Origin of the sequence: Azospirillum sp. HJ39 (assembly GCF_041507355.1) — a bacterium.
Lineage (GTDB): Bacteria > Pseudomonadota > Alphaproteobacteria > Azospirillales > Azospirillaceae > Azospirillum > Azospirillum thiophilum.
Genome location: NZ_CP167912.1, coordinates 577,040 through 590,215 on the forward strand (window position 1 = coordinate 577,040; position 13,176 = coordinate 590,215).

Sequence of the window (13,176 nt, forward strand, 5' to 3'; positions counted from 1 at the left end):
TTTCTCGTCACCAGTCCGCAGGATCCCTGCCTCATGCTGTCCATCAGCCAGCGCATCGCCGACGAACTGTCGGTCCGCGAGTCCCAGGTCGCTTCCGCCATCGTCATGCTCGACGAGGGATCGACCGTTCCCTTCATCGCGCGCTACCGCAAGGAGGCGACCGGAGGCCTGGACGATACCCAGCTTCGCACCCTGGAGGAGCGGCTGGGCTACCTGCGCGAGTTGGAGGACAGGCGTGCCAGCATCCTGTCGACCATCCAGGAGCAGGGCAAGCTGACGCCCGAGTTGGAGCGTCAGATCAAGCAGGCCGACACCAAGACCCGGCTGGAGGACCTGTATCTCCCCTACAAGCAGAAGCGCCGCACCAAGGCCCAGATCGCCCGCGAAGCAGGGCTGGAGCCGCTGGCGGACGCTCTGCTGGCCGATCCGACGAAACGGCCGGACGCAGAGGCGGCGGCCTTCGTCGATGCGGAGAAGGGGGTGGCCGACGTCAAGGCGGCGCTGGACGGCGCCCGCCACATCCTGGTCGAGCGGTTCGGCGAGGATGCCGAGTTGGTCGGCCGCCTGCGCACCGCCATGGCCGACAAGGGCATCGTCACCTCCAAGGTCATCGAGGAGAAGAAGGCGGAGGGTGCCAAGTTTTCCGATTACTTCGACTTCTCGGAAAGCTGGGCCAAGCTGCCGTCGCACCGCGCGCTGGCGCTGTTCCGCGGCCGGGCGCAGGGCGTTCTGGACATCGGCCTCGACCTGCCGCTGGTAGAGGGGCAGCCGCATCCGGCGGAGGGCACCATCGCCGTCCACACCGGCATCCGCGACCAAGGCCGGCCGGCAGACAAATGGCTGTCCGACGTGGTGCGCTGGACCTGGAAGCTGAAGATCGGCCCGCACATCGAGACCGACCTGATGGGAGCCCTGCGCGAGCGGGCGGAGGACGAGGCGATCCGGGTCTTCGCCCGCAACCTGCATGACCTGTTGCTCGCCGCCCCGGCCGGCCAGCGCACCACCATCGGGCTCGATCCCGGCATCCGCACCGGCGTGAAGGTCGCCGTGGTCGATTCCACCGGCAAGCTGGTGGAGACGACGACGATTTATCCGCACCCGCCGCGCAACGACTGGGACGGCTCAATCGCGGTGCTGGCGGCGCTGGCCCACCGCCACAAGGCCGAACTGATCTCCATCGGCAACGGCACCGCGTCGCGCGAAACCGACAAGCTGGCGGCCGATCTGATGAAGCGTCATCCGGAACTGTCTCTGACCAAGCTGGTGGTCAGCGAGGCCGGTGCGTCCGTGTATTCGGCGTCGGAAACCGCCGCGCATGAGTTCCCCGGCCTGGACGTCAGCCTGCGCGGTGCGGTGTCCATCGCCCGCCGTCTCCAGGACCCGTTGGCGGAGTTGGTGAAGATCGAGCCGAAATCGATCGGCGTCGGCCAATACCAGCACGACCTTGCCGGCGGCAAGCTGGCCCGCTCGCTGGATGCCGTGGTCGAGGACTGCGTGAACGCGGTCGGCGTCGATCTCAACACCGCATCGATCCCGCTGCTGACCCGCGTGTCAGGGCTGAACGAGACCATCGCCCGCAACATCGTCGAGCACCGCGACCGCAATGGCGCCTTCCGGTCGCGCAGGCAGCTGCTCGACGTGGCGCGGCTGGGGCCGAAGACCTTCGAGCAGGCCGCCGGCTTCCTGCGCATCCGCGACGGCGAAAACCCGCTCGACGGCTCCGCCGTGCATCCGGAGGCCTATCCGGTGGTGCAGCGCATCGTGAAGACCACCGGCCGCAACCTCGGCAGCGTCATCGGCGACGCCCGCTTCCTGCGCGGACTGGATGCCGGGGAGTTCACCGACGAGCGGTTCGGCGTACCGACGGTCGAGGACATCATCAAGGAGCTGGAAAAGCCGGGCCGTGATCCCCGTCCGGAATTCAAGACCGCCACCTTCAAGGAAGGCGTGGAGGAACTGAAGCACCTCCAGCCCGACATGATGCTTGAAGGCGTGGTGACCAACGTCACCGCCTTCGGCGCCTTCGTCGACATCGGCGTCCATCAGGATGGGCTGGTGCATATTTCCCAGCTTGCCAACAGCTTCGTGAAGGACCCTCACACGGTGGTGAAGGCCGGCGACGTGGTGAAGGTGAAGGTGCTGGAGGTCGACATCCCGCGCAAGCGCATAGCGCTCACCATGCGGATGGGCGAGGAGGCGCCGCGTCCGGCAAGGCGGGACGAGCGCCGGGACGAACGGGAGCCGGCGCGACCGCCACAGGGGGCACCGCGCGGCGCGCCGCAGGGTGAGCGGCGCGGGGCCGCTCCGGCTGGGAAGCCGGCGAAGGCGCCCGAGCCGGTCAACAGCGCTTTTGCCGAAGCATTCGCACGGGCGCAGGCTGGAAAGAAAAAGTAGAATCGGCCATGCCGATGGCTCAGGGCGGGGGCACCGCGTCGACGACCAGACGTGCCCCCAAGGCCCCGATGGCGGCTGCGGCGACGCGGTCGATCCAGTGCTTCGAGCGCAGGTAGGCGGCACGCGGACGGCCGGCGGAGAAAACTGCGGCGACAATGGCATACCAGCCGGCTTCGATCAGGAAGATTGCCGGCGGCAGGATGGCGAACAGCCAGAGCGGTGGATCGGCAGGCATTAGCGCAGCAAAGATGCTGCCGTAGACCAATGCCGTTTTGGGATTGCTGAGTTGGGTCAGCAGGCCGAACAGCAGTGGTTGGACTATGCTGCCGGTCGGGGCGCTTCGGCTGTCCTCATCGACCACGAGAGCATCCGGGGCGCCGCGCCAGATGCGGAACGCCAGATAAAGCAGATAGGCGCCGCCGGCCAGCTTCAACGCGGCATAGAGCCATCCGACATGCGACAGCAGCGTGTGCAATCCCAGAAGCGCCAGCGAAGCGAAGCAGACGCCGCCAATCCCCATGCCAAACGCTGTCGCCAGCCCGGCCCTGCGGGATACGGCGATCGATGTGCGGGCGACCAGCACGAAACTTGGCCCCGGACTGGCGGCACCGACCGCTATCGCTGCAACGATGCTGACGAAGGCAAGGATCGGATCCACTGGCCCGTCCTCCTCTCTCGATCGAATGGGATGGATGGTACCGCAATCGTGTCCCGACGCACAAAGCCGGGACACCGGGAGCAGGACAAAAAATCCCCTCCTTCGCGGGGGGAACGAAGGGAGGGGCCGATGGCTGGGCCGTTACGGGGATGTCATTCGGCTGCCATCAGCACCTGAGCCTCTTTCCGCACGGGGCCGGCGGCGGCAATCCGGGTCGGTCGATATCGGCATCAGGCGCGGGGGAAGAAACGGTAGCCGCAGATCGTCCCCTCGCCCACCGTCACCACCATGTCGCCGGCCTGGGGTGTCGTCAGCGCGTCAAGCGGTTCCAGCACCACGCAGCCGCCTGTTGTCACACACGGTGCCAAGGGGATGGGGGGAGGTGCGATGGACCCATCGGCCGTGCGATTTTGCAGTGCCGCCTTGGACTCGGCCGCATATGGCGCCATCTGTGCGTCGTCCGCACCATGACAGGAGGAAAGACCATGATCGTCACCAGCACCGATTCGGTCGAAGGCCGCCCGGTCGTCCAATATCTCGGCATCGTTGCCGGGGAGGCGATCATGGGCGTCAACGTCTTCCGCGACCTGTTCTCGTCCGTGCGCGATATCGTCGGCGGGCGGGCCGGCGGCTATCAGGCGGCCCTGCGCGAGGCGCGGGAGGCCGCCTTCGCCGACATGCAGGATGCTGCGCGTTCGCTCGGCGCCGACGCCATCGTCGGGGTGGATGTCGATTACGAGGTGCTGGGCAAGGAGAACGGCATGCTGATGGTGTCGGTTAACGGCACCGCCGTGCGGCTCCGTTAACGGCGGGTCCTGACCGTAAGCGTCACCGAAGGCGGCTGGACAGATGCGGCCGTGCGGGTAGACTGCGCGCCCGGATAGAGTGTCTAACGAACAATTCGGGAGGGGTTGCCTATGCGTGGGGTTGTCCGCGGTTCCACCTGGTCCGGCCGCCTGGGCGGGCTCGTCATGGCCGCCTGCCTGTTCGGCGCCCTGCCGGCGCTGGCCCTGGACGGCATCGTCGAGAAGAAAATCTTCGAGATGCCATCCTATACCACCACCGGCGGCGGGACGATCAAGAATGTCCGCATCGGCTGGGAAAGCTATGGCAAGCTGAACGAGGCCAAGGACAACGCCATCCTCATCACCCATTTCTTCAGCGGCAACAGCCATGCCGCCGGGAAATACAAGGCGGAGGACGCCGCACCCGGCTATTGGGACAGCATCATCGGTCCGGGAAAGCCGCTGGATACCGACAAATACTTCATCCTCAGCTCCGATACGCTGGTGAACCTGTCGCCGAAGGATCCCAACGTCGTCACCACCGGACCGGCCAGCATCAATCCGGACACCGGCAAGCCCTATGGCATGAGCTTCCCCATCGTCACGATCCAGGACTTCGTCGCTGTCCAGAAGGCGCTGGTCGACAGCCTGGGCATCAAGACGCTGCAGGCGGTGATGGGCGGTTCGATGGGCTCGCTCCAGGCCTTCGAATGGGGGGCGGACCATCCGGGCATGGTCAAGCGGGTCATCGCCGCCATCGGCGGGCCGGAAGCCGACCCCTTCCTGATAGGGTGGCTGAACCTGTGGGGTGCTCCGATCAAGCTCGATCCCAACTGGAACAACGGCGACTATTACGGCAAGGCGGAGCCGAAGGCCGGCCTGACCGAGGCGCTGAAGCTGGTCACCCTGCACGCCCGCCACTGGAAATGGGCCGACGCCGCCTTCGGCCGCAAATGGGCGGAGGAGGGCAAGGATCCGCGTGCGGCGATGGGCAACCAATATGCCATCGAAGCCTGGCTGGAAAAGGCCGCCGCCGGCCGTGCCGCGGTCAGCGACGCCAACCATTTCCTCTATCTGGTCAAGGCCAACCAGACCTTCGTCACCGGCAACGGTGCCTCGCTGGAGGATGGGCTGGCGAAGATCAAGGCCCCTGTTCTGCTCATCCCGTCCGCCGACGACCTGGTCTTCCCGCCCGACCGCAACATGCGGCCGCTGAAGGACCGGTTGGAGAAGCAGGGCAACGCCGTCGAATATACCGAGTCGATCACCTCGACCCTCGGGCATCTGGACGGTGTCGCCAACATCGCCAAGGCCGGTGAGACGATCGCGCAGTTCCTGGCGAAGTGATTGGCCGGGCGAGATGATTGGCAGGGTGGGAGTGACTGGACGCAGGCGCTGCTGCGGAAGTCCCGTTACTCCCCTCCCCCGCCTCCACGGAAATTGAGCAGGCTGGGAGCCTTGTCGATGATCTCCTCCAGGATCAACGACGCGGTTTCCAGGTCGCGGTCCAACTCCGGCCCAAGCTTGCCGACATAGGTCGGGCGCTTCAGCTTTTCCGCCGCATCATGCAGGCTGCGCAACTCCGCCACGAAGATCTCCCGGGCGCCCATCGGCAGGATCGGGTTGGCCGACAGGACGAAGAAAAAGCGCATGCTGGCGCGCACCAGCAGGGCCAGCATCACGGTGTCTAGCTTTTCGAACTGGTCCCGCAGGTCGTCGGAACGGGCGTCGACCAGATTGCGCAGCCGCTGTTCGATCAGGATGACCAGCGCCTGGAATTCGCCCACCTTGTCGCGGAAGTCGCGATAGGCACCGAAGCTGTGCTTGCTCGCCTCATGCTCCGCCAATTGCGCGAGCTTGGAAGCTTCGCGGCATTGGCGCTCCAGCGCGCCCAGCAGTTCCTTGACCTCGGCTCGGGTGTATTGACGCTTGCTCATCGGGATCGCGTTGGGTTTCTGACTGTCGGTCGATGAGGCAAGCTATAGCACAACCCGCGGGCGGCAACCTATGCCGCTCGTGAATCTCAGTGGTCGGCCTTCACCGGGCCACCCGGACGCCGAACCAGCGGCATGAATAGCAGTGCGCCGAAGAAGACCGCCGACATCATCAGCATGGCGTCGTTGAAGGTCAGGATCAGCGCCTCGCGCTGGACCAGCCCGACCAGCCGCGACATCGCCGCGGCAGTCGGGTCCGCCACCAGCCCGTCGAACCGCTGGGTGAGGGAGTCGACCATCTGCTGAACCTCGGGCCGGGCGAGGTTCATGTTGTCGCCGAGCCGGTTCATGTGCAGCGCGTCGCGGTTGGTCAGCACCGTGTTGATCGCTGCCAGCCCGATGGCGCCGCCCAGGTTTCGCATCAGGTTGTACAGGCCCGACGCGTTCTTCAGCTTGTCGGGCGGCAGGGTGCCGAGTGCGACGCTGTTGATGGGAATGAAGCACAGCATCAGCGACAGGCCGCGGATCGCCTGTGGCAGGAACAATTCCCAGAAGCCGGTTTCGGCGGTGAAATGGCTGTTCAGCCAGACGCCGGTCCCGAACAGGATCAGTCCCAGCGCCAGCATGGCACGCAGGTCCATGCGTTTCGACAGCGCGCCGGCGATTGGGGCGGACATGAACTGGAAGGCGCCGGTCACGAACATGATCTCGCCGATCTGCAGGCTGTTGAAGCCGCGGACACGGGCCAGGAACAGCGGCTGCAGATAGACCGACCCGTAGAGGCCGATGCCTAGGATGAAGCTGTAGAGCGACCCGATGGCGAAATTGCGGTCGGCGAAGGCCCGCAGTTCCACGATCGGATTGCGATAGGACAGGACCCGCCAGAAGAAGCCGATTCCGCCGATCGCCGCCACCACGGCCAGCGCGAGGATCGCCTCGTCGTCGAACCAGTCGTTGCGTGGTCCCTCCTCCACCACATATTCCAGGCTGCCCAGGAAGGTCGCCATCAACAGCAGGCCGAGGAAGTCGAAGCCTTTGCGCAGCTCCGGGTTCGGGCGGTCGACATCGACCAGGAACCAGACCAGCGACGTCACCAGGATGCCGGGGATCACGTTGGCCAGGAACAGCCAGTGCCAGGACATGTGCTGGGTCAGGTAGCCGCCCAGCGTCGGCCCGATGGTCGGCGCCATGGTGGCGACCAGCCCCATCATCACCGACACGCCCGCCCGCTTTTCCGGCGGGAAGATCATGAAACTGGTGGCGAACACGGTCGGGATCATCGCACCGCCGATGAAGCCCTGCAGCGCACGCCAGATGATCATCGATTCGATGCCGCTGGCAAAGGCGCAGGCGACGCTGGTCAGGGTGAAGCCGGCCGCGGCCACGGTGAACAGCACGCGGGTCGACATGATGCGCGACAGGATGCCGGACAGCGGGATCATCACGACCTCCGCGATCAGGTAGGAGGTCTGCACCCACGAGATTTCGTCGGCGCTGGCCGCGAGGCCCGCCTGGATTTCCGACAGCGAGCTCGAGACGATCTGGATGTCCAGGATCGCCATGAACATGCCGACGACCATTGCGAAGAAGCCGGCGATGTCGCGCGGGGTGAGCGGGCGCATGCCCTGGGCCGGTGTCGCCATGGAACCGATGCCTTCTGTCGCGGCCGGTTCACCCCTGAGGTGCCGGCCTTCTTGGCGATGACGCGTGTGTCGGTTGGTTTGTGGCGGGAGCGTCGCCCCCGAAGGGGGGAGATGGGGCGGCGCCCCCGCCGGACCGTGGCCGCGTTACTTGGCGGCCACCGCCTGCCTGTCGCTCAGCGCGCCGAACACGCCGCCCACCGCCACATGCGGCCGGGCATCGGCGCCGCGGGTGTCGACCTCGGCCTCAACCGACAGGCCGGGGCGCAGCAGACCGGCCAGCGCGTTGTCGCGCGGCAGGGCGATGCGGACGGGGACGCGCTGGACGATCTTGGTGAAGTTGCCGGTCGCGTTCTCCGGCGGCAGCAGAGAGAATTTGGAGCCGGACGCCGGCGCGAAGCTCTCTACCGTGCCGACCAGCCTGCGGTCGGGGAAGGCATCGACGGAGATGCTGACATGCTGGCCGGGCCGCATGCGCGCCAGTTGGGTTTCCTTGAAGTTGGCGACGACATAGACGTCGGGCAGAGGCACCAGCGACAGCAACTGCACGCCGGGCCGGGCATACTGGCCGACCTGGACGCCGCGGTTGCCGACCACGCCGTCGACCGGCGCGCGCAGCACCGTGTTGTCCAGGTCATTGCGTGCCGTCTGCAGCGTCGCCTGGGCCTGGGCCAGATGGGCTTCCGTCTCGGTCCTGGTGGCGTTCAGGACATTGACCTGTTCGTTCTCGGCGGCCAGTGCGGCGCGCGACCTGGCGACCTGGGCGACTGCCTTGCGCAGGTCGGCATCGGCGGTCTCCAGCTTCTGCCGGCTGGTCCAGCTGTCGTTGGCCAGCGAACGGCTGCGATCGAATTCCTGCTGGGCGCGGCGCTGCTCGGCCTCGGCGCTCGCCAGCGTGGCGGCGGCCTGGTCGATCACGGTGCGCTGCAATTCCAGCTTGGTGGCGAGCGTCGCCAGCGCTGCCTTCTGGGCGACGACCGCAGCCTCCTCCTCCGCCACCTTGGCGCGGAAGTCCTGGTCGTCCAACACCGCCAGAACGTCTCCGGCCCGCACCAGCTGGTTCTCCGCGACCTTCACGTCGCGCACATAGGCGGAGACCTTCGGACTGACGACGGTGATGTCGCTCTGCACATATGCGTTGTCGGTCGATTCCAGGAACCGGCCTTCCGTCCACCACCGTTCGCCGGCGACGGCACCGCCTGCCAGTACGGCAAGAGCAACGCCCGACAGAACGATCTTCCGCACGCCATTCGCCATCGTCTCTATCCCCGATCCGGCGCGGTCCAGACTGCCGTCCCGCCGACACGCTCTTGCCGGCGTGATCAGGGGGAAGAACTGAACCGTTCAGTTTAGTCTTGTCGGAAAATGGCGGACGGCCTATCTGTTGTCAAGACCGAACTGAACGGTTTAGTTTTCACAAAACACATGCCTGGGGGGTTGTCCGGCGATGCGGAAAGCGGTAGGGGCCAAGGATATGGACTCAGGCGAGGCGCGCATGACCACTCTTGTTGCCCCCACTCCCGAAGCAGGATCGAAGCCGGCCCAGATCATGGAGGCGGCGGGAGCCCTGTTCCTGGAGCATGGCTACAGCGCCGTCAGCATGGATGCGGTCGCCAAGAGGGCGAATGTTTCCAAGGCGACGCTGTACGCCCACTTCGGTAGCAAGGAAGAACTGTTCCGGGCGATGGTCGCCTGCGAATGCGCGAACTCGGTCCTGACGAATATCTGGGATGAGGCGATGCAACTGCCGGTAACGGACGGGTTGCGGTTGATCGGTCGGACATTCGTCCGCTTCATCGCATCGCCGAAGGCTCTGGGCCTGTACCGCATGGTGCTGGGTGAGGTGTTGCGCCAGCCCGAACTGGCCCAGGCCTTCTACGACAGCGGTCCTGCGGAAACCTTCCTCCGCGGCAGCCAGTTCATGGCCGAGGCGGCGCGCAAAGGCGAATTGGCGATCACGGACACCGATCTCGCCACCCACCAGTATTTCGGCCTGTTGAAGGCCAACATGCACATGAAGCTGCTGCTGTGCCTGAGCGAGCGGCCGGGTGATGCCGAATTGGAGCGCTTCGTCGACGCCGCGGTGGACCTGTTCGTGAAGGGCTATGCACCGGACAAGCACTGACAGCCAACGGTTAAGGGTGATAACAATCGACTGATAACATTAAAGAATTGACACTCAGAGTTTGCTTGGCGCGACTTGCCAGAGGCAAAGACTTCCTATAGCGTGCAGAAGACATACTGGCGTAATCGATTGCGATGGTTCTGCGCATGAACATCGACACGACCTTCATCGCGCAGATCATCACCGTCATCGGCTTTGCCGTCGGTCTCTCCATCGCCGTGGCCTCGGGCCGGTATCCCCGCCATATCCGTGACTCGCTGCGTGCCTATGCCTACGGCAAGTTCCTGTTGGGACTTGCCTTCCTGATCGTCGGGATGCGCGCCGATCATGCGCCGGAGCTGTTCGTTCCGCTCGCCAACGGGGTAGGCATCGCCGGCCTCACCCTGAACTACACCAGTGTCCGACTTCTGCAGGAGCGGCCGGTCTGGCGCCAGTTGCCGCTTGCGGCCGGCAGCGCGGTCGGCCTGGGCTGCCTGCTGCTCATGCTGGCCGGCAGCGACCTGTCGGGGGTGCGCATGTTGGCCAGCTTTGCCGCGGCCGCCGTGCTGCTGGCCATCGCCTTCGAGATTCTCGCCCGCTACGAGGATCGCGGCGTTCCCCATTATGTCACCGGCATCATGTCGATCGGTCTCGCCGGGATCTATCTGGTCCGCATGGGCGCGGGGATGGTCCAGGGTGAGGCGCCGGTCGGACAGCTTGTCGACGACCGTATCGAACGGGCGGTGTTCGTCCTGTCCTTTCTGGGAACCATCATCGGCGCCATCAACTATGTCCTGATGGCCAGCGACGAGTTCAACCGTGAGCTGACCAAGCTGGCCCATACCGACGGGCTGACCAGTGTCCTGAACCGCCGCCGTTTGTTCGAACTGGGCGAGATCGAGTTCCGCCGCGCCCGCCGTTACAGCCACGACCTGACCGTTCTGATCCTGGACATCGACCGTTTCAAGTCGATCAACGACCGCGCCGGCCATCCCTTCGGCGACCGGGTGATCCTGGCGGTCGCCGGCTGCTGCGCCGGGCAGGTCCGGCAGGGTGATATCATTGGCCGGATCGGTGGCGAGGAGTTCGCTCTGCTGTTGCCGGAAACCGGGGCGGAGGCCGGGTTGCTGCTGGCCGAGCGGCTGCGCGGCGCCATCGAACGCCAGCTGGGTCCGTTGGGCGCAGAGCGCGGCGTGACGGTGACCTGCAGCATCGGCGGCGTCGCCATGACCGACGAGCACAGCGAATTCTCCGACTTGATCGCCCAATCCGACGATGCGCTCTATTGTGCCAAGAATGCCGGGCGAAATCAGGTGTGCTTCTTCCGGCCTGAGGAAGAGCCACGGGCGGCGACGGTCACGGCCTGACCTGGGGCGGACGAACTCCTGGCCCGGGTAACAAAAAGCGACCGATAAAAGGGCCGGCTTTACCCGTAGGTCCGCTTGCCGCATTATCCGCGCCGGTTCCACCCGGCCGGCTCCCGGCCCGGCAACGTTCCTTCCGGCAACATCGGCGTATTGTCGTGGTCCTTTCCAATCTCGGCTCCAGCGGTCTGGAGCCGCAGCGTTCCAAGCTGACGCTCGGCACCAAGTTCAGGCTCATCAACTGGGGGCTGGTCTTGCTGGTCTGCACGATCACCGCGGTGGGGGTCGGCCTGCTTTTCTCTGCCGCCGGCGGTCATTGGAAGCCCTGGGCACAGCCGCAGCTGGTGCGCGCCATTCCCGGCTTCGTCCTGATGCTGGGCATCGCTCTGGTCGATATCAGGCACCTGATGAAATCGGCCTACGTCATCTTCTTCGTCGTCCTCTGCCTGCTGATCGCGGTGGAGCTTATGGGCCGCATCGGCATGGGCGCCCAACGCTGGATCGACCTGGGGTTCTTCCAGCTCCAGCCGTCTGAGTTGATGAAGCCGGCACTGACTCTGGCGCTCGCCCGCTATTTCCACGGGGTGACGCTGGACCAGATCGGCCGGCCGCTGCTGCTGATCCCGCCGCTGCTGCTGGTCTTCACGCCCGTCGCCTTCGTGCTGATGCAGCCGAACCTGGGCACCTCGCTGCTGCTGATCCTGGGCAGCGGCGCCATCTTCTTTGCCGCCGGTGTGCGGGTGTGGAAGTTCCTGCTGGTGATCGGCGGCGGTCTCGGCGCCATTCCCGTCGCCTGGGAATTCCTGCACGATTACCAGAAGCAGCGCGTCTACACCTTCCTCGATCCGGAAACCGACCCGCTCGGTGCCGGCTACAACATCCTGCAATCCAAGATCGCGCTGGGTTCGGGCGGGCTGTTCGGCAAAGGCTTCATGTCCGGCTCCCAGAGCCAGCTGATGTTCCTGCCGGAAAAGCACACCGACTTCATCTTCGTCGTACTGGCCGAGGAATTCGGCATGGTCGGCGCACTCACCCTGCTCGCGCTCTATCTGCTGCTGTTCATCTATGGCTGGGTCATAGCGCTCAGCAGCCGCAGCCAGTTCGGCCGGCTGGTGGCGGTAGGCATGACGGCGCAGTTCTTCCTCTATGTCTTCGTCAACGTCGCCATGGTGATGGGCGTGATCCCGGTCGTGGGCATTCCGCTGCCGCTGGTGTCCTATGGCGGATCGGCGATGTTGACGCTGATGATCGGCGTCGGCCTGCTGCTCAGCATGTCGGTCCACCGCGAGATCCGCATTCCCAAGAGCGGCGTCACCGACGTTTGAGGCTCCCTGGATCCCAAAGGTTGGCACGGACAGGGTAGCCCGCCGGACTGCGGGCGCACTCCCCCCGCGCCGTTGCCGCCTGGGCTTGTCCACGCGATATCGGGGTGGGGGCCGACCGAAATTGCGCGCCGGCCCGGTCGCAGCGGGAGGAATGGCCATGCGTAGCGAAAATCATGGTCGCAGCCGAAGGGATCGACGCGGCGTTTCGGGAACGGTCCTGATCGGGGCCGGCGTCGCCGCCCTATTGACATGTGCGGGCCGGCCGGCGGCTGCGGACAGCCTGTTCAGCCATGTCGGCGGCAGTTTCAGCGAGACGGCGTCCGGCTTCGACTCGTCGCGGTGGCAGCGGTCGGACGGCTGGAAAAGCGGCGAGCATATGAATTGTTCCTGGAACCGCGCCAACGTGACCTTCCAGAAGGGGCACCTCGCCCTGTCGGTGACCGACGGGATCGGTGGCCGGGACCGTTATTCCTGCGGCGAGTACAGCACCCATCGCTTCTACGGGTTCGGCAACTATGCGGTGTCGCTGAAGGCGGTGAAGGCCGATGGGGTGATGACCTCGGTTTCCCATTATACCGGGCCGCCCTTCGGCGATCCGTGGGACGAGATCACGCTCGGCATCGCCGGCAAGGATACCACCAGGCTGGAGATCAGCTATGTCGCCAACGGCGTCGGACACCGCGACACGGTGGTCGACCTCGGCTTCGACGCCTCCAAGGGCTTCCACAGCTATGGTTTCGACTGGAAGCCGGACGGCATCGTCTGGACGGTCGACGGCAAGCCGGTTCACCGCGTCTCCGCCAAGCCGGAGGATTTGCCGCGGATGCCCGGCCGCCTGATGCTGCGCTTCTGGAGCGCATCGGGCGACACGGAATGGCTGCGCCGTTTCAGCTATCCCGGCCACGCCCTGACTGCCGAGGTCGCCGCCGTCACCTTCCGCGAGGATCCGGCGAATCTCAGCAACTGACGGGA

Annotated in this window: 11 protein-coding genes; 7 read left to right on the forward strand and 4 right to left on the reverse strand. The window is 65.6% G+C overall.

Going from position 1 to position 13,176, the window contains the following annotated elements:
* Window positions 1-33: 33 nt before the first annotated feature.
* On the forward strand, window positions 34-2,394 hold the full coding sequence (locus tag ABMY26_RS30170; RefSeq protein WP_372399196.1) for a Tex family protein: 2,361 nt from the start codon (window positions 34-36) through the stop codon (window positions 2,392-2,394).
* Window positions 2,395-2,413: 19 nt separating this feature from the next.
* On the opposite strand, the gene ABMY26_RS30175 is transcribed toward ABMY26_RS30170, so the two are convergent.
* The gene (locus ABMY26_RS30175) at window positions 2,414-3,052 is read right to left on the reverse strand and encodes a LysE family translocator (RefSeq protein ID WP_372399197.1); all 639 of its coding nucleotides are present in this window, start codon (window positions 3,050-3,052) and stop codon (window positions 2,414-2,416) included.
* A gap of 485 nt (window positions 3,053-3,537) precedes the next feature.
* On the opposite strand from ABMY26_RS30175, the gene ABMY26_RS30180 reads away from it, so the two are divergent.
* Both ABMY26_RS30180 and ABMY26_RS30185 read left to right on the forward strand, forming a co-directional pair.
* The gene (locus tag ABMY26_RS30180) at window positions 3,538-3,858 is read left to right on the forward strand and encodes a heavy metal-binding domain-containing protein (protein ID WP_372399198.1); all 321 of its coding nucleotides are present in this window, start codon (window positions 3,538-3,540) and stop codon (window positions 3,856-3,858) included.
* A gap of 111 nt (window positions 3,859-3,969) precedes the next feature.
* A complete protein-coding gene (locus tag ABMY26_RS30185) occupies window positions 3,970-5,184 on the forward strand; it encodes a homoserine O-acetyltransferase (RefSeq protein ID WP_372399199.1) in 1,215 nt (404 codons plus the stop codon).
* A gap of 65 nt (window positions 5,185-5,249) precedes the next feature.
* Here ABMY26_RS30185 and ABMY26_RS30190 read toward each other — a convergent pair whose 3' ends face one another.
* The 3 genes from ABMY26_RS30190 to ABMY26_RS30200 all read right to left on the reverse strand — a co-directional run bounded on the left by ABMY26_RS30190 (window position 5,250) and on the right by ABMY26_RS30200 (window position 8,668).
* Window positions 5,250-5,774: a hypothetical protein gene (locus ABMY26_RS30190; protein WP_372399200.1), complete on the reverse strand. Its 525-nt coding sequence runs from the start codon at window positions 5,772-5,774 to the stop codon at window positions 5,250-5,252.
* A gap of 86 nt (window positions 5,775-5,860) precedes the next feature.
* Window positions 5,861-7,414: a DHA2 family efflux MFS transporter permease subunit gene (locus ABMY26_RS30195; protein ID WP_372399201.1), complete on the reverse strand. Its 1,554-nt coding sequence runs from the start codon at window positions 7,412-7,414 to the stop codon at window positions 5,861-5,863.
* A 144-nt stretch (window positions 7,415-7,558) separates the two neighbouring features.
* Window positions 7,559-8,668, reverse strand: a complete 1,110-nt coding sequence (locus ABMY26_RS30200) for an HlyD family secretion protein (RefSeq protein ID WP_372399202.1) — start codon at window positions 8,666-8,668, stop codon at window positions 7,559-7,561.
* A gap of 238 nt (window positions 8,669-8,906) precedes the next feature.
* On the opposite strand from ABMY26_RS30200, the gene ABMY26_RS30205 reads away from it, so the two are divergent.
* The 4 genes from ABMY26_RS30205 to ABMY26_RS30220 all read left to right on the forward strand — a co-directional run bounded on the left by ABMY26_RS30205 (window position 8,907) and on the right by ABMY26_RS30220 (window position 13,171).
* Window positions 8,907-9,536, forward strand: coding sequence for a TetR/AcrR family transcriptional regulator (locus ABMY26_RS30205; protein WP_372399203.1), 630 nt, complete (start codon window positions 8,907-8,909; stop codon window positions 9,534-9,536).
* A 146-nt stretch (window positions 9,537-9,682) separates the two neighbouring features.
* A complete protein-coding gene (locus ABMY26_RS30210; protein WP_372399204.1) occupies window positions 9,683-10,882 on the forward strand; it encodes a diguanylate cyclase in 1,200 nt (399 codons plus the stop codon).
* A gap of 155 nt (window positions 10,883-11,037) precedes the next feature.
* Window positions 11,038-12,204: a rod shape-determining protein RodA gene (gene rodA, locus ABMY26_RS30215; protein ID WP_372399205.1), complete on the forward strand. Its 1,167-nt coding sequence runs from the start codon at window positions 11,038-11,040 to the stop codon at window positions 12,202-12,204.
* A 157-nt stretch (window positions 12,205-12,361) separates the two neighbouring features.
* Window positions 12,362-13,171, forward strand: a complete 810-nt coding sequence (locus tag ABMY26_RS30220) for a family 16 glycosylhydrolase (RefSeq protein ID WP_372399206.1) — start codon at window positions 12,362-12,364, stop codon at window positions 13,169-13,171.
* Window positions 13,172-13,176: the final 5 nt, after the last annotated feature.